Annotated in this window: 17 protein-coding genes and 2 tRNA genes; 8 read left to right on the top strand and 11 right to left on the bottom strand. The window is 56.5% G+C overall.

Annotated features, from left to right (window positions below):
- Position 1: 1 nt before the first annotated feature.
- Entirely contained in the window at positions 2-442 is a 441-nt protein-coding gene (locus S7A_RS12460) for a YccF domain-containing protein (protein WP_009091033.1), read from the bottom strand.
- A gap of 123 nt (positions 443-565) precedes the next feature.
- On the opposite strand from S7A_RS12460, the gene helD reads away from it, so the two are divergent.
- The gene (gene helD / locus S7A_RS12455) at positions 566-2,620 is read left to right on the top strand and encodes a DNA helicase IV (RefSeq protein WP_009091031.1); all 2,055 of its coding nucleotides are present in this window, start codon (positions 566-568) and stop codon (positions 2,618-2,620) included.
- 1 nt (position 2,621) lies between these two features.
- Here the strand turns inward: helD and mgsA are convergent, their stop codons facing one another.
- Both mgsA and S7A_RS12445 read right to left on the bottom strand, forming a co-directional pair.
- Positions 2,622-3,080, bottom strand: coding sequence for a methylglyoxal synthase (mgsA, locus tag S7A_RS12450; protein ID WP_009091029.1), 459 nt, complete (start codon positions 3,078-3,080; stop codon positions 2,622-2,624).
- 68 nt (positions 3,081-3,148) lie between these two features.
- Positions 3,149-3,790, bottom strand: a complete 642-nt coding sequence (locus tag S7A_RS12445; RefSeq protein WP_009091028.1) for a DUF2057 family protein — start codon at positions 3,788-3,790, stop codon at positions 3,149-3,151.
- Between the two features lie 176 nt (positions 3,791-3,966).
- On the opposite strand from S7A_RS12445, the gene S7A_RS12440 reads away from it, so the two are divergent.
- A complete protein-coding gene (locus tag S7A_RS12440; RefSeq protein WP_009091026.1) occupies positions 3,967-4,380 on the top strand; it encodes a CoA-binding protein in 414 nt (137 codons plus the stop codon).
- A gap of 36 nt (positions 4,381-4,416) precedes the next feature.
- Here the strand turns inward: S7A_RS12440 and hspQ are convergent, their stop codons facing one another.
- Complete coding sequence (hspQ, locus tag S7A_RS12435; protein ID WP_009091024.1) at positions 4,417-4,734, bottom strand: heat shock protein HspQ; 318 nt, start codon at positions 4,732-4,734, stop codon at positions 4,417-4,419.
- A gap of 58 nt (positions 4,735-4,792) precedes the next feature.
- Positions 4,793-5,983, bottom strand: coding sequence for a 23S rRNA (cytosine(1962)-C(5))-methyltransferase RlmI (rlmI, locus tag S7A_RS12430; protein WP_009091023.1), 1,191 nt, complete (start codon positions 5,981-5,983; stop codon positions 4,793-4,795).
- Positions 5,984-6,068: 85 nt separating this feature from the next.
- Here rlmI and yccX point away from each other — a divergent pair, with 85 nt between their 5' ends.
- Positions 6,069-6,347: an acylphosphatase gene (gene yccX, locus S7A_RS12425; protein ID WP_009091021.1), complete on the top strand. Its 279-nt coding sequence runs from the start codon at positions 6,069-6,071 to the stop codon at positions 6,345-6,347.
- Here the strand turns inward: yccX and S7A_RS12420 are convergent, their stop codons facing one another.
- On the bottom strand, positions 6,348-6,674 hold the full coding sequence (locus S7A_RS12420) for a TusE/DsrC/DsvC family sulfur relay protein (protein ID WP_009091019.1): 327 nt from the start codon (positions 6,672-6,674) through the stop codon (positions 6,348-6,350).
- 104 nt (positions 6,675-6,778) lie between these two features.
- A complete protein-coding gene (yccA, locus tag S7A_RS12415) occupies positions 6,779-7,432 on the bottom strand; it encodes an FtsH protease modulator YccA (RefSeq protein ID WP_009091017.1) in 654 nt (217 codons plus the stop codon).
- A gap of 220 nt (positions 7,433-7,652) precedes the next feature.
- Between yccA and S7A_RS12410 the strand changes: the two genes are divergently transcribed.
- The 3 genes from S7A_RS12410 to agp all read left to right on the top strand — a co-directional run bounded on the left by S7A_RS12410 (position 7,653) and on the right by agp (position 9,912).
- Positions 7,653-7,740 (top strand) — tRNA-Ser (locus S7A_RS12410).
- A 73-nt stretch (positions 7,741-7,813) separates the two neighbouring features.
- Positions 7,814-7,901: transfer RNA gene (locus S7A_RS12405), tRNA-Ser, on the top strand.
- Between the two features lie 265 nt (positions 7,902-8,166).
- Entirely contained in the window at positions 8,167-9,912 is a 1,746-nt protein-coding gene (gene agp / locus S7A_RS12400; RefSeq protein WP_083837636.1) for a bifunctional glucose-1-phosphatase/inositol phosphatase, read from the top strand.
- 64 nt (positions 9,913-9,976) lie between these two features.
- Here agp and S7A_RS12395 read toward each other — a convergent pair whose 3' ends face one another.
- Genes S7A_RS12395 through wrbA form a run of 3 tightly spaced genes read right to left on the bottom strand, consistent with a single transcriptional unit; the run spans position 9,977 to position 12,255 of the window.
- Positions 9,977-11,350, bottom strand: coding sequence for an NAD-dependent succinate-semialdehyde dehydrogenase (locus S7A_RS12395; protein ID WP_009091013.1), 1,374 nt, complete (start codon positions 11,348-11,350; stop codon positions 9,977-9,979).
- A gap of 54 nt (positions 11,351-11,404) precedes the next feature.
- Positions 11,405-11,635, bottom strand: a complete 231-nt coding sequence (locus tag S7A_RS12390) for a YccJ family protein (RefSeq protein ID WP_009091011.1) — start codon at positions 11,633-11,635, stop codon at positions 11,405-11,407.
- Positions 11,636-11,655: 20 nt separating this feature from the next.
- Positions 11,656-12,255, bottom strand: a complete 600-nt coding sequence (wrbA, locus tag S7A_RS12385; RefSeq protein ID WP_009091010.1) for an NAD(P)H:quinone oxidoreductase — start codon at positions 12,253-12,255, stop codon at positions 11,656-11,658.
- A gap of 301 nt (positions 12,256-12,556) precedes the next feature.
- Between wrbA and S7A_RS12380 the strand changes: the two genes are divergently transcribed.
- Both S7A_RS12380 and S7A_RS12375 read left to right on the top strand, forming a co-directional pair.
- Entirely contained in the window at positions 12,557-12,730 is a 174-nt protein-coding gene (locus S7A_RS12380; protein ID WP_009091008.1) for a general stress protein, read from the top strand.
- Between the two features lie 98 nt (positions 12,731-12,828).
- A complete protein-coding gene (locus tag S7A_RS12375) occupies positions 12,829-13,743 on the top strand; it encodes a DMT family transporter (protein WP_009091006.1) in 915 nt (304 codons plus the stop codon).
- Here the strand turns inward: S7A_RS12375 and rutG are convergent, their stop codons facing one another.
- Positions 13,744-15,069 carry a pyrimidine utilization transport protein G gene (gene rutG / locus S7A_RS12370; protein WP_009091004.1) on the bottom strand — a complete coding sequence of 442 codons (1,326 nt, stop codon included), beginning with the start codon at positions 15,067-15,069 and terminating at the stop codon, positions 13,744-13,746.
- Positions 15,070-15,100 lie beyond the last annotated feature (31 nt).

Here is a 15,100-nt window from a genome sequence, read left to right as displayed (position 1 = left end):
ATTAATAGCGGCGGGCATTGGCTTCGCGCGCAGCCTGCGCCTCTTCCACTGACACCACCCGGCGTCCAACCGGCCAGAGTGCTATCGCGGCGATCTTGAAGTTAGCCAGCCCGACCGGAATGCCGATGATGCTGATGCACTGCACAATCCCGACAGAGATATGGGAAAGGCAGAGCCACCAGCCGAAGAAAATCAGCCAGAAGATATTCAAAAAGGTTCCGCCGGTGTTCATGATGTGACTTTTGTTTTCAGGGCGAAGCACATCTACATGCACCGCCTCGTTACCAAATGGCAGCAGCGAGAGTTTGGTAATTTCCCAGCAGGAGCGGGTCAGCGGCAGGGTAAAAATCAGTACGATGCTGATCAGGGTGGCAAACAGCCAGCTCAGGGTGGTGAAAAAACCGCCCAGGACAAAATTAAGAACGTTTAAGACGGTGCGCATGATCTTCTTTTCCTTTTGCATTCCGCAAGATGTGACGCCAAGTTTAGCCTGTTTTAAGGCTGGAGCGCCAAGGGTCTGACAGGTAAACTTCCCCGAATCCTATTCTCTGACGTGAGTGTCGGCGTGGAACTGAAAGCAACTTCGATGGGCAAACGACTTGCCCGGCATCCCTATAATCGTGTCCGTCTGATGGCAGCGGGCGTCGAAGTCAGTGGCGATAAGCATGAGTACCTGATCCCTTTTAATCAGTTGCTGGATATCGCCTGCAAGCGCGGCGTGGTGTGGGGCGAACTGGAATTTTTGCTGGCTGATGAAAAAGTGGTGCGGCTGCATGGCACGGAATGGCAGGAAACGCAGTGTTTTTATCACTACCTGCTGCAGGCCTGGCAGAGCTGGAGTCTGGAGATGAGTGCAGTGTGCCGCGACGTGCTGCAGACCCTGCGTGATGACATTGAGGCATTCAGTGCGCAGGATCGCTGGCTGAACCGGCATGAACTGCAGGCGCTGAAAAACACCATTATTCAGCAGTTCGATGCGTTGCCGCTGCCGCTCTCCCGCCTGAAGGATTTTGCTGACTGTCGTGAAAACCAGGCTTTCTGTCAGCGCTGGCTGGAGCAGGGCGAGGCGGCCCTGCGGCAGCGAAACCGTGACTGGACCGCCGCAATGCTGACCCGCTACCGGGCATTCTTCGACACGGTCGAGAGTACACCTCTCAATCAATCGCAATGCGAGGCGGTAGTCAACGGCGAAGATTCACTGCTGGTGCTGGCGGGCGCCGGGAGCGGTAAAACCTCCGTGCTGGTGGCGCGTGCGGGCTGGTTGATGCAGCGCAATCTCGCCAGCGCCGATCAAATTCTGCTGCTGGCCTTTGGCCGACAGGCTGCAGAAGAGATGAACGCCCGTATCCAGTCTCGGCTGTCAGCCAGTGATATTCAGGCGCGAACCTTCCATTCTCTGGCCCTGCATATTATTCGTGAAGGCAGCAACAAACAGCCGGTCATCAGCAAGCTGGAGAGCGATGCCGATGCGCGTCGTGCACTGCTGATTCAGGAATGGCGGCAGCAGTGTCATGAAAAAAAGGCCCAGGCCAATGGCTGGCGCCAATGGCTGCGTGACGAGCTGGAGTGGGAGGTGCCGGAGGGGCCATTCTGGGAGGATGACAAACTGGCTAAGCGCCTGGCGTCGCGGCTCGAACGCTGGCTGGGTCTGATGCGCATGCATGGCGGCGCGCAGGCCGCGATGATCGCAGAGGTGCCTGAAGAGGTGCGCGATCTGTTCAGCAAACGTATCAGGCTGATGGCTCCCCTGCTGAAAGCGTGGAAGAGTGCGTTAAAAGAGGAGGGCGCGGTCGATTTTTCGGGGCTGATTCATCAGGCGATTGCTCTGCTGGAAAAAGGGCGCTTTATCAGCCCCTGGAAACACATTCTTGTGGATGAGTTTCAGGATATCTCACCGCAGCGCGCCGCCTTGCTCAGCGCTTTACGCAAGCAGAACAGGCGCACCGCCCTGTTTGCCGTTGGTGATGACTGGCAGGCCATCTACCGCTTCAGCGGTGCAGAGATGACGCTGACGACGGCGTTTCATCACTACTTTGGTGAGGGTGACCGTTGTGTGCTGGATACCACTTACCGCTTTAACGATCGCATCGGCGACATCGCGAACCGTTTTATCCAGCAGAATCCGCAGCAGCTGGCGAAGCCGCTTAACAGCATCACCAAAGGGAATAAAAAGTCGATTTCACTGCTGGCGGACGATCAGCTGGAACCGTTGCTGAATAAACTCAGCGGCTACGTAAAGCCTGATGAGCGCATCCTGCTGCTGGCGCGCTATCACTACCTGCGACCGGATGTGCTGGACAAAGCCAGAACCCGCTGGCCGAAACTCAATCTGGAATTTATGACCATCCATGCCAGTAAAGGCCAGCAGGCGGACTACGTCATTCTGCTGGGGTTGCAGCAGGGCAAAGAGGGCTTTCCGGCAAACGTGCGCGAATCGATTATCGAACAGGGCCTGTTACCGCAGCCGGAAGCGTTCCCGGATGCAGAAGAGCGCCGCCTGGCCTACGTCGCCCTGACACGGGCGCGCCAGCAGGTTTTTCTGCTGTTTGATAAAAGCGCGCCGTCACCTTTTGTCGGGCACTTCCGTGAGCTGGGTGTACCGGTGTTGCGTAAAGCCTGAGTTACTTCAGCCGTCCAGCCAGATAGCGCGCATAGTCAGGGATCATGATCTCGCTGCTTTGTGCAAACAGCGGCGACTGAATAATAAAATCTGCGGTGGAGCGATTGGTGGCGACCGGGATATTCCATACGGTTGCCAGACGCAGCAGCGCTTTGACATCGGGATCGTGAGGTACCGCATTGAGCGGGTCCCAGAAAAAGATCAGCGCATCTATCTTTCCTTCTGAAATCAGCGCGCCTACCTGCTGGTCGCCGCCCATCGGGCCGCTCAGCATGGCCGTGACATTCAGGCCGGTGTCACGGTTGATGAGATTCCCGGTGGTGCCGGTCGCATAGAGGATATGGGATTCCAGTGCAGGCTGATTCTGTTTAACCCACTCAAGCAGAGCGGCTTTGCAATGGTCATGGGCGACCAGTGCGATATGTTTTTGTTTGCCAAGGGTACGGGTAGTCTGCTCCACAAACGTCTCCATTCAGGGTCATGCGGAAAAAGCGATAGCGCGAGTTTACCTCTGCGCTTTCAGCGCTATCAACTGGTGCGCAGCATTTTGACCAGCGTCAGAAACTGCTGACGCGTCGCTTCGTCAAAGCGCTGAAACCAGCGGTGAAGTGAGGGATGCTCCGCCTCAATCGTCCAGTCGAGATCGGCGGTAAGGCTGACCGCAGAAGGCGTCTCAGAGGCTGAATGGGCAAAACGAGGCACAGAGGCGATCTGACCGGTGCGATTGTAGTTCACCATCGCTTTTTCCATGTCGACAGCAGGCGCGGCAGGCAGACGATCGCGCAGGCTGGTGATTTCGTTCCCTTTCTCATCCACCAGCAGAAAATTCAGGCTGCGATCGAAGTGATAGCGCTCACGTTTTGTCTCCAGCGCAGGCAGCCGGATGGTAATGGTTTTAGCCACGGCAGTGAAGGTGACGATCATCGGCACCGATTGATAGGCGAGGGTGCTCTCTTTCTGACCTTTTCGTTGCTGCTCTACCCGAAACAGAAACTGATGCTGACCCCGGTCCAGCTCTAAACTGTCTGCGCCCTTGAGGAGCGAGCCTGAAATCTTACGGCCATCCAGCACCAGCAGATCGATTTGCGGATCGAGCTTTAACGTGATGGCAGAACAGGACGCCGAAACGAGGAGAGCGACCCACCCCATTACAGCCAGCGACAGCTTCATTTCAACTCCGGTAACTGATGACACACAGGATTATGTGTAGCAAATTCTTACATTATGGCAGTGAGTTTACATTTAAACATATTTAATCGTGCGCTGGCTCAATTAATTACGTCACTGACTTAACCGTTCGGGGGTGTGCCCATCTACACTCAACTCTGGCCTGAAAGGAGATAACGATGAACGACCAGACAATTCGCGAGGTGCTGACCCGCACCCAACGCATCGCCTTAGTCGGGGCAAGCGATCGCCCTGAGCGTCCCAGCTACGGCGTGATGAAATATTTGCTTGATCAGGGGTATGACGTGATTCCGGTCAGCCCGAAGCTGGCGGGCAAGACGCTGCTGGGGCAGCAGGCGTATGCCAGCCTGGCAGATGTTCCGGGCCATATTGATATGGTGGATGTATTTCGCAATTCTGAAGCCGCGTGGGGCGTCGCCCAGGAGGCGATTGCGGTGGGCGCAAAAACCCTATGGCTGCAGCTGGGTGTGATTAATGAGCAGGCGGCCGTGCTGGCACAGGATGCGGGTATGACGGTGATTATGGATCGCTGTCCGAAGATTGAGATTCCGCGGCTGGGGATCACGCGCTGAGAAGAGATATGTGGCGGCAGAGGGTGCCGCCACAGATTAATGTCGCAGATGAGGCGCCTGAAGCTGCTGACGCACTGAGGCCGCCAGTTCATCCATTGAGGGCTGCTCAGGGTGTTCGACGCTGGTTTCGCCCGAAAGCTGAATCTCAGCAACATAGGTATGCACCTGATCGCCTTCTTCATCTTCCATCACGACATGATACCAGGGTGCCGAACGCATCTTCTCTTCCGCGCCAACCTCTTCAATTTTAGGCTCATCTAACGAGTACTCAGGATCGACATCGACAATAACGCCCAGTACGCCGGACAAACGATGACGAACCTGCTGACCAATACCAAATTTACTGGCAATCATAGTGACCTCCGAAAAAAAGCTCTCTTTCCAATATGGGGGCAGGAGCCAATTTTTCAAGTCACATGACGCGGCAGGCGAAACCTTTCAGGTAGAGTCCCTCCGGGTAGCTGGCGATCACCGGATGATCCGCTGCCTGACGGAACTGCTCAATAAACTGCACTTCGCGGCCGGCATCCAGTGCGGCATCGGCAATGATCTTCTGGAACAGTTCGGTGGCCATCAGACCGGAGCAGGAGAAGGTCAGCAGAACGCCACCGGGATTCAGCAACTGAATGGCGAGCATGTTGATATCTTTATAGCCGCGACAGGCGCCCATCAGCTGACTTTTGTTTTCGACGAACTTCGGCGGATCCATAATGATCAGATCAAATTTCTCCCCACTGTCACGATAGCGACGCAGCAGTTTGAAGACATCATCACGCTCAAAGCGCGCGCGGGAGAGGTCGAGTTCATTCAGTTCGACATTCTGACGTGCCACGTCCAGCGCTTCCTGCGAAGTATCAACGCTGATCACCTCTTTACAGCCGCCCATCAATGCCGAGACGGCGAATCCACCGGTATAGGAGAAGCAGTTAAGTACGCGGGCATCCTGAGCGTAACGGCGGGTGGCGAGACGGCTGTCTCGCTGATCGAGGTAGTAGCCGGTTTTATGGCCGCCCTGGATATCAACCAGCAGCTTCATGCCATGCTCAGTAATCGGCAGCAGAGGCGGCGGCAGTTCGCCGGTAATCGTGCCCTGCGTCAGTTCCAGACCCTCTTTCTTTCGCACGGCGACGTCGGATCGGTCATAGACTGCACAGCCGGGGAAACATTGCTGCAGGGCAGTAATGATCGCCGCACGCTGATATTCGGCTCCAGCGGAGAGCAGCTGCAGAACAAAAAAATTGCCAAAGCGGTCAATGGTGACGCCCGGTAAACCATCAGATTCACCGGCGATCAGACGATAGCTGTCCAGACCGTCGCGCGCTGCCAGCCATGTGCGCCACTGCTGCGCCTGCTCAAAACGGCGCACAAAGAAGGCGATATCGATGGATTCATCGGCCTGCCAGCTCCAGACACGGGCGCGAATCTGTGACTGAGGAGAATAGGCGGCGCGCGCAAGCCATTTGCCGTTACTGTCACACACGTCAATGGTTTCACCCAGTTGCGCTTTACCTTCCAGACGCGCGACAGCGCCTGAAAAGACCCAGGGATGGCGACGGAGCAGGGACTTTTCACGTCCCTTTGCGAGAATCAATCTGACTGTCATAGTTTGCTATGCTTACCTGAAAAAATGAGGTGCCATTGTCCGGTGGATAACGGGAAATTGCAACGAACAGCAGCAGGAGGGCAGTATGTCAGCAGCCTGTTTTAAAGCATGGGTTTATGGCCGCGTGCAGGGCGTCGGATTCCGTTACAGCACCCAGGCTGAAGCCCGCGCGCTGGACGTGCTGGGCTATGCGCGTAACCTGGAGGATGGCAGTGTCGAAGTGCTGGCCTGGGGCGAGGCGGAAAAGGTCGAGACCCTCATCGCCTGGCTTAAAGCGGGCGGGCCACGCAGCGCGCGGGTGGACAGTGTACGGGTGGAGCCGCACCAGCCGTCATCACCCCCACGTGACTTTACGACCGGATAGTCAGAGACATTTGGCCGGTTTGGGCAGGCCTGCAATTTTCGTCGCCTGCTTAGCCGGCCCGTCAGGGAAAAGACGAAACAGATAGCGGCTGTTGCCTTTCTCTTCTCCATACTTCTTCGCCATCGCCTTCACCAGCATTCGTACGGCGGGGGAGGTGTTAAATTCCAGATAGAAGGCGCGTACAAAATGGACGACCTCCCAGTGGGCGTCGGTCAGCGTAAGGCCTTCCTGCGCGGCAATATGTTCAGCCAGCGCTGCACTCCAGTCGCTGGGATTTTTCAGATAGCCTTCGGCATCGACGGCGATTTCGTTACCGTTAAAATTCACGTGACTTCCTCTCTGTAAATGACGGCGCAGTGTAGCAAACTGGCGTAGCAGTAAAAGCAAAAACCCCGCCGGAGCGGGGTTTTCAACGCTGATGCACGTGTCTGTCAGTTGCTGCGGGCAAAACCGAGCAGGCTCAGCAGGCTGACAAAGATGTTATAGAGTGAAACGTAGAGGCTGACCGTGGCCCGGATATAGTTTGTTTCTCCGCCGTGGATGATATTGCTGGTTTCCCACAAAATCGCGCCGGCTGAAAAGAGAATGAACAGGGCGCTGATCGCCAGATGCAGAGCAGGTAACTGCAGGAAGAGGTTAGCCACTACCGCGACCAGCAGCACCACAAAGCCCGCCATCATCATTCCGCCAAGGAAGGACATATCACGGCGGGTCGTCAGCACATACGCGGAACAGCAGAAGAAGACCAGCGCCGTTCCACCCAGCGCCAGTGCGATTACATCCCCCATCCCTGCGGTCAGGAAAGAGCTCAGGATCGGACCCAGGCAGTAACCCAGGAAGCCGGTGAAGGCAAAGGCGGCCAGGATGCCCATCGGGCTGTTAGCCAGACGGTAGGTTAAAAACATCAGACCATAGAAGCCGACCAGCATCAGGATCAGACCGGGAGCGGGTAGCGCCAGCAGGGTGCTGGCCGTGGCCGTCACGGCTGAAAAAGCCAGGGTTAATCCCAGCAGAAAATAGGTATTGCGCAGAACTTTGTGCGTTGAGAGCAGTGAGGACTGCGATGAAGTGACAATTCTTTCCATGTTGCGCTCCTTTAAGCAGAACACTAAATATGAGCCGAGAATACGCAGGCCATTAAAGAGGGAAAAGCCGTTTTACCCTTCTTTACGCGCTAATCTGCTAATTGTTTGAGCAGAGTGGTGATTTTGACAGCGAAAAAACAGGAAATGGCTGTTTTTCATGCGAACAGTCAGATACAGGCTTTACATCGATAATCGGGATGTTTATAGTGCGCGTCATTGCGGAGGGGTGGCCGAGCGGCTTAAGGCAGCGGTCTTGAAAACCGCCGATGGGAAACCATCCGAGAGTTCGAATCTCTCCTCCTCCGCCACTTTATCTGCCTCGGGCAATAAAGTGGCAAAATGTCAGTGGATTATTTTGCCAATGCAGTACTGTTTCAAAACGGAGGGGTGGCCGAGTGGCTTAAGGCAGCGGTCTTGAAAACCGCCGATGGGAAACCATCCGAGAGTTCGAATCTCTCCTCCTCCGCCAGATTTTACAGGCCAGCACTGAGTGCTGGCCTGTTTCGTTTCTGCCTTCCTCTGTTCTTCTGCCATGCCGGAAAGGCGCACTCAGCCGCATCCGGCTTTGCATTCATCTCTCTTTATCCTCTCTGCTATAGTCTACTCACCGTTTTTGCAAACATCTGGCGCTTTTCTGAGGCGAGCTGAGTTACACTAGGGATTACATCGCTCTGAGGCGAGCTAATCGGTTGATAGCCAGAGTGTTTCTTTACTGAATGAATGGAATAGGCACAATGATCAAGAAACTGAGTCTTTGCGCATTGTCAGTGCTCGCAGCATTGCCGGTCGGAACCGTCGCGCTGGCGGCTGAAGGTGATATGCAGCTGCAGCAGGTCCTGATGCTAAGCCGTCACAATCTGCGTGCGCCGCTGGCCGATAACGGCAGCGTGCTGGAGCAGTCCACCAAAAAAAGCTGGCCACAGTGGGACGTTCCTGGCGGTCAGCTGACCACCAAAGGTGGCGTGCTGGAAATCTACATGGGTAACTATACCCGTCAGTGGCTGGCCCAGCAGGGACTGGCGAAGAACGGCAGCTGTCCTGACAGCAATAATGTCTTTGTCTATGCCAACAGCCTGCAGCGTACCGTTGCGACCGCCCAGTTCTTTGTCAATGGCGCTTTCCCGGGCTGTGACATCGCGGTCACGCATCAGGATGCGATGGGCACCATGGATCCTATCTTTAATCCGGTCATCACGGATGGCAGCGAAGCCTTCAACAAGAAAGCGCTGGCCGCGATGGCTGCCGAAAATGAAAAACTCTCGCTGAAGCCTGCTTTCCAGCGTCTTGAGAAGATTGTTGACTATAAATCTTCGCCTGCCTGTAACAATAAAAAGCAGTGCGATCTCAGCAGCGGTCAGAACACCTTCAGCGCGGAAAATGGCAAAGAGCCGAATGTCAGTGGCCCGCTGAAAGTGGGTAACTCGCTGATGGATGCGTTCACCCTGCAATATTATGAAGGTTTCCCGCTGGAGCAGGTGGCGTGGGGACAGATCAAGACGCCTGAACAGTGGAAAGAGCTGTCGGCCATTAAAAATGGCTATCAGGACGCGCTGTTTACCAGTCCGGATATCTCGCGCGAAGTAGCGGCCCCGCTGGTGGATTACATCCGCAGTCAGCTGGTCGATCAGGATAAAGCCAGTGCACCAGCTATTACGCTGATGGTGGGGCACGATTCAAACATTGCCTCGCTGCTGAGCGCGTTGCAGGTGAAGCCGTATGAGCTGCCTGATACCTGGGAAAAAACGCCGATTGGCGGTCAGGTTGTCTTTGAACGCTGGCACGACGCAAAGAATGACAAAGACCTGCTCAAAGTCGAATATGTCTATCAGAGTGCCGATCAGCTGCGCAATGCGGACGTGCTGAGTCTGAAAAACCCGCCGAAACGTGTGACGCTGCAACTGGCGGGCTGCCCGACGGATGCTAACGGCTATTGCAGCTGGGATCAGTTCTCTCAGGCGCTGAACGCGGCGCTGCAGGGCACGCCAATGCAGCCAGCCGCTGCACCACAGCCAGCCGCCGCGACGCCATCTGATGACGACAGTGCGAAAGCCGCTGCGACGCAGGATGCTGCTGCTGACAAAGCAGAAGCCGATAAAGCGACTGAAGACAAAGCGCAGTCGGATACGGATAAGGCTGCCGCCGGGAAGGCTGATGCAGATAAAGCCGCCGCCGATAAAGCCGCAGCGGAGAAGGCCAGAGCGGAGAAAACTGCCGCCGATAAAGCCGCAGCAGAGAAGGCCAGAGCGGAGAAAGCTGCCGCTGACAAAGCCGCAGCGGAGAAGGCTAAAGCGGAAAAAGCTGCCGCTGATAAAGCGGCGGCTGAGAAGGCCAAAGCGGAGAACGCGGCTGCTGCCAAAGCGGATAACGCAGCGGCGAAATCAGCCGGTGACAACGCCACGGCTGACAAGGCTGATACTGCAACACCGTCTGCCAGCGCGCAGAACGATAAAACAAAGTCAGCGGCTGAAGCGACACCGTAATATCCCCATCCTGCTGATAATAAAAAACCCCGTCGAGACGGGGTTTTTTTATACCTGCGACAGCCTATCCCGCCACAACAACCAGTTTCTGGTTAGCAAACTCTTTGATGCCCAGATCGGAAAGTTCACGACCATAGCCGGAACGTTTCACGCCGCCGAAAGGCAGCTCTGCGGAGGTGTCGCTCTGCGAGTTAATAAACACCATGCCGGTTTCAATGGCAGAAGCGAGCCTGCGGCCACGGGCAATATCCCGCGTCCAGACGGAGCCGCCAAGACCATAGTGAGAGTCGTTGGCCAGCGCCACCGCGGCCTGGTCGTCTGCCACCACATAGACCTGTGCCACCGGGCCAAAGAACTCCTGATAGTAAGCCGGATTATCGGGTGTGATGCCGGTCAGAATCGTGGGCTGGTAATAGCAGCCCACGCCGTCAACGGCTTTACCGCCGGTCAGCAGTTTTGCGCCGCTGGCGACAGCTTCATCAACCTGTTTAACCAGACGGTCGCGCGCATCTGCTGAGGAAAGCGGACCCAGCGTGGTCTTCTCATCCAGCGGATCGCCCAGCGTCGCCGCGCTCAGCGCCGCGCTGAACTGGCTGATAAAGCGATCGGCAATTTTCTCATGCAGAATAAACCGTTTTGCCGCCGTACAGACCTGACCGCAGTTGCTCAGGCGCGCCTGCACACCCTGACGCACGGCTTCATCAAGATTGGCATCATCCAGTACGACAAAGACGTCGTTGCCGCCCAGCTCCAGCGTCGATTTCTTAAGGTGCTTACCGGCCTGTTCGGCCACGGCACTACCGGCGCGCTCGGAACCGGTCAGGGCAACGCCCTGAACGCGGTCGTCAGCAATCAGATCCGCGACCTGTTCCGTAGAGATAAACAGGTTCGTCCAGGCGCCTTCAGGCGCACCAGCTTCGCGAACCAGTTTTTCAAAGACATCGGCACAGTGCGGCACGATATTGGCATGTTTTGCCAGCACCGGGTTACCCAGCGCGAGGTTAGGCGCCAGCACGCGCATCAGCTGATAGTAGGGGAAGTTCCACGGCTCAACGGCCACCAGAACACCAATCGGGTGATACTCAACCCAGGCTTCGCCCAGCTCACTGGGGTAGGTGTGCGGCTGCAGAATGCGCTCAGCATTCTCCGCGTAGTAGCGGGCTATCTGCGAGCAGATTTTGACTTCGCCCCGGCTCTGACCAATCAGTTTACCCATCTCTTTACTGGCGATGGTGGCGAGTTCTTCCGCACGGCTATCAATCAGGTCAGCCAGCTTTTTCAGTACCTGCAGGCGCGGCTGAATCTCCCCTTTGCTCCAGGAGGAGTGGAACAGCTGGTCAGCGACCTCCAGGGCATGGCTGACGGCGGCATCATCATGGGATGGCCAGCTCTTCAGCAACTGGTTGTTGGCGGGATTAATGCTTTGATAGGAAGACATAGCGTTCTCCTTGGTGAGCGAAAAAATTGAGGGCGGGAAGATCCCGCCCCTGAATCAGACGTTTTTACGTTCTACGGGTTTGTCATCCCAGGTCAGGAGATCTTTATCGGTTTTTTCAAAGGCGCGAATCAGTACATCGTCACTGCCCTGCTGACGCCAGATCTCTTCTGCCAGTCTCTCATCGTAATCAGCCACTTCGAAAATGGCCTCAGCAATTTCAGGGGAGGTATGACGCAGACTGGCCCATTCGCCAACGTGATGTGCTTTTGATTGTTCAGTAGACATACTTTTCTCCTTTGATTAAATCAGTCCTGCAGTTTAGTGGTCAGGCTGGCAACATGTTCACCCTGAAAACGGGCGATGTTCAGCTCCGCTTCCGTGGGCTGACGGGAGCCATCCCCGCCTGCCAGGGTTGTCGCACCATAAGGTGTTCCGCCGCGCACCTGAGAGATATCAAACAACTCTTTGGTGCCATAGCCGATGGGCACGATCACCATGCCGTGATGCGCCAGGGTGGTCCAGACCGAGGTAATGGTCTGTTCCTGACCGCCGCCGGTGCCGGTTGAGGTGAAGACGCTGGCGACCTTGCCAAACAGGGCACCTGATGCCCACAGGCCGCCGGTGCGATCCCAGAAGGTGCGCATCTGACCGGACATGTTGCCGAAGCGGGTCGGGGTGCCGACGATAATGGCGTCATACTGCGGCAGCACATCCGGCGTCGCCTCTGCCGCCAGCTGATCGGTTTTGCCGCCCACCTCCGCAAAGCGACTGGCCTCCATCGTTTCTGGTACCCGCAGGATATCCACTTCCGCGCCGGGAACCCGACGAGCGCCTTCAGCAACCGCGTTCGCCATCGTTTCGATATGTCCGTACATTGAGTAATAAAGCACCAGAATCTTAGCCATTGATCTCTCCAGGTGGTTTAGACGTCCAGAAAAAGTATAGAAGAGCTTTCGTTTTACGCAGGGGAGGGAAGGAATGGGCGGGTTTAGCTGTGTAATAATTCCGCAGCTAATCGGTTGTAAGCCAGAGGAATGTTCGTTATTTACTCAAATCGGTGGTGAATAGTCTGTTGCTAAATGTGACTGTGCGCGGGATGAAAGCAGAATCTGGCTATTCTTTAACCATGGGTTGAATCCAGGCCCCGGGCCGTCAGCTCTCGACTTTCTCATTCTTATTTATCGCACTACGCGACAGGAGCACATCATGACAACACATCGTGGCGGTTCAGGTAATTTTGCTGAAAACCGTGAACGTGCCGCAGAAGCGGGACGTAAAGGGGGCAAAAACAGCGGCGGTAATTTTAAAAACGATCCGCAGCGTGCCGCGCGTGCCGGCGAAAAGGGCGGACGCAGCAGTCCGAAGAAAACGGACGCTTAACCCCCTGATAGCCGCCGGTAAGATCCGGCGGTTAACGTCGTTGCTTTTCCCCCTCGCTCTCCTCCACAATGTTTTCCGAATCTCTTATCAGGTGAATTATGTCGGACACTCTCCGCGGCTTATCCCTGCGCCTGACGCGGCAGGAGCTGGTGTTAATCTTTATAACTATGATCTGGGGCGGGACCTTTCTGGTGGTGCATCGGGCAATGCAGCACTCGGGGCCGTTCTTTTTCGTCGGTCTGCGTTTTGCCACCGCCGCACTGCTGCTTGCGCTCTTTTTCCGGCGCTATCTCAAAGGAATAACCTGGCTGGAAGTGAAAGCCGGGACGCTGATTGGCCTGTCGATTGCCGGCGGTTACGGTCTGCAGACCTGGGGAATGCAGACCATCTCCAGCAGTCAGTCCGCGTTTCTCACTGCGCTCTACGTGCCGGTGGTGCCGCTGCTGCAATGGCTGTTTTTACGTCGTCCGCCGGGCATCATGTCGTGGCTGGGGATTGTGCTGGCCTTTACCGGTCTGCTGCTGGTGGCCGGGCCACAGGATGGTCGTATCAGCCTGAATGCCGGGGAGATAGCCACCCTGTTCAGTACGCTGGCGATTGCCGCTGAGATTATCTTAATCAGCCGCTTTGCCAGTCGGGTCGATGTGCGTCGCGTGACGCTGATCCAGCTCGGGGTGGCGTCGCTGTGCGCCTTTACGCTGATGATCCCCAATGGGGAGACGGTGCCCGTGATTTCCATGCCGCTGCTGTTCAGTGCGCTGGGACTGGGCGCCGCCAGCGCACTGATTCAGGTCACGATGAACTGGGCGCAGCGCAGCGTGTCACCCACGCGTGCCACGGTTATTTACGCCGGTGAGCCGGTCTGGGCGGGTGTGGTCGGACGTATCGCCGGTGAGCGACTGCCTGCACTGGCGCTGGTAGGTGGGGCGCTGATTGTCTGTGGCGTGATTGTCAGTGAACTGCGGCTGAAACGAAAGAAAGCGGTGCAGCCTGCTGCCACACCGCTGGAGTAGTTAACCCTGCTGACGCGCCAGCTTATCCTGCTGCATGGCGCGGTTACGGCGCAGAATGGCATTGAGGATAATCGCCCCAAAGGTCGCCGTGCCGATGCCGCCCAGCGTGAATGAACCGATTTTAAGCGCAAAGTCACCTGCGCCAAGGACCAGCGTCGTCGCCACCATGATCAGGTTACTGTTCTGGCCTAAATCGACCTGATTCTGAACCCAGATGCGCGCGCCCGCCACCGCAATCAGCCCGAAGACCACAATCGAAGCACCGCCGATCACCGGCGCCGGAATGGTGTGGATCAGCGCACCGAACTTCGGCGAGAAACCGGCCAGGATCGCGATGACCGCCGCAGCAACAAATGCCAGCGTCGAGTAGACCTTGGTCACCGCCATCACCCCGATGTTTTCCGCATAGGTGGTCACCCCGCTGCCGCCGATTGAACCGGAGAGCATCGTGGCAAGACCATCGCCCACAAAGGCGCGTCCCATATACGGGTCGAGGTTGCGTCCGGTCATGCCCGCTACCGCTTTCAGGTGGCCGAGGTTCTCCGCCACCAGGATAATGGCGACGGGGGCGATTAATACCATCGCATGCAGATCGAAGGTCGGCGAGGTGGTATGCGGCAGACCAAACCACGCCGCCTGTGACAGCGCCGTAAAATCCACCGGCTTGCCCAGTCCCAGAACGTTAGTCAGCAGGGCATAGATCGCCCACGCCAGAATCAGCCCCACTAGAATCAGCAGGCGCTGAACCATTCCGCGGGTAAAGACGGCCACCAGGCCAATACATAATACGGTCATCACCGCGATCCAGCTGTCGAAGGCGGAGGCGGAGACGCTGTGCACCGCAATCGGCGCCAGATTCAGCCCGATAGCCATCACCACGGCTCCGGTCACCACGGGCGGCATCAGATTCTCAATCCAGCGGGTGCCGGATTTCATTACCACCACGCCTATCAGCGTATAGAGCAGGCCGCAGGCGATGACGCCACCCAGCGCCACGCTGAGGTTGGGGTTCAGCCCCTGACCGCTGAAACCGGTCACCGCAATCACAACGCCCACAAACGCGGCGCTTGACCCGAGATAGCTGGGCACGCGACCGCCAGTAATAAAGAAGAACAGCAGGGTCCCTATCCCGGACACCAGAATCGCCAGATTGGGATCCAGTCCCATCAGCAGCGGCATCAGCACCGTTGCGCCAAACATCGCCACCGCGTGCTGTAAACCCAGCACCAGCGTCTGCCCCGCAGGCAGTGTCTCATCCGGGGCGATAATACCGTTTTCTGTTAAAGCCGACTTCTTTTGCCATTGCTGAAACCAGGATCGTGCCATCGTCTACTCCAGAGCGTTATGAATGCCGGTG

This window comes from Pantoea sp. Sc1 (assembly GCF_000255315.1).
GTDB classification, from domain to species: Bacteria; Pseudomonadota; Gammaproteobacteria; order Enterobacterales; family Enterobacteriaceae; genus Pantoea; species Pantoea anthophila.
The sequence above is the reverse complement of the archived record's forward strand: the minus strand, read 5'-3'. Positions and strand labels throughout refer to the sequence as shown.

Coding starts and splice junctions, on each gene's coding strand:
- yccX (WP_009091021.1), top strand. CDS start 6,069: ATGTCAGCAGCCTGTTTTAAAGCATGGGTTTATGGCCGCGTGCAGGGC.
- S7A_RS12440 (WP_009091026.1), top strand. CDS start 3,967: ATGAACGACCAGACAATTCGCGAGGTGCTGACCCGCACCCAACGCATC.
- S7A_RS12375 (WP_009091006.1), top strand. CDS start 12,829: ATGTCGGACACTCTCCGCGGCTTATCCCTGCGCCTGACGCGGCAGGAG.
- hspQ (WP_009091024.1), bottom strand. CDS start 4,734: ATGATTGCCAGTAAATTTGGTATTGGTCAGCAGGTTCGTCATCGTTTG.
- S7A_RS12380 (WP_009091008.1), top strand. CDS start 12,557: ATGACAACACATCGTGGCGGTTCAGGTAATTTTGCTGAAAACCGTGAA.
- yccA (WP_009091017.1), bottom strand. CDS start 7,432: ATGGAAAGAATTGTCACTTCATCGCAGTCCTCACTGCTCTCAACGCAC.
- S7A_RS12445 (WP_009091028.1), bottom strand. CDS start 3,790: ATGAAGCTGTCGCTGGCTGTAATGGGGTGGGTCGCTCTCCTCGTTTCG.
- S7A_RS12390 (WP_009091011.1), bottom strand. CDS start 11,635: ATGTCTACTGAACAATCAAAAGCACATCACGTTGGCGAATGGGCCAGT.
- S7A_RS12395 (WP_009091013.1), bottom strand. CDS start 11,350: ATGTCTTCCTATCAAAGCATTAATCCCGCCAACAACCAGTTGCTGAAG.
- rutG (WP_009091004.1), bottom strand. CDS start 15,069: ATGGCACGATCCTGGTTTCAGCAATGGCAAAAGAAGTCGGCTTTAACA.
- S7A_RS12460 (WP_009091033.1), bottom strand. CDS start 442: ATGCGCACCGTCTTAAACGTTCTTAATTTTGTCCTGGGCGGTTTTTTC.
- wrbA (WP_009091010.1), bottom strand. CDS start 12,255: ATGGCTAAGATTCTGGTGCTTTATTACTCAATGTACGGACATATCGAA.
- agp (WP_083837636.1), top strand. CDS start 8,167: ATGATCAAGAAACTGAGTCTTTGCGCATTGTCAGTGCTCGCAGCATTG.
- rlmI (WP_009091023.1), bottom strand. CDS start 5,983: ATGACAGTCAGATTGATTCTCGCAAAGGGACGTGAAAAGTCCCTGCTC.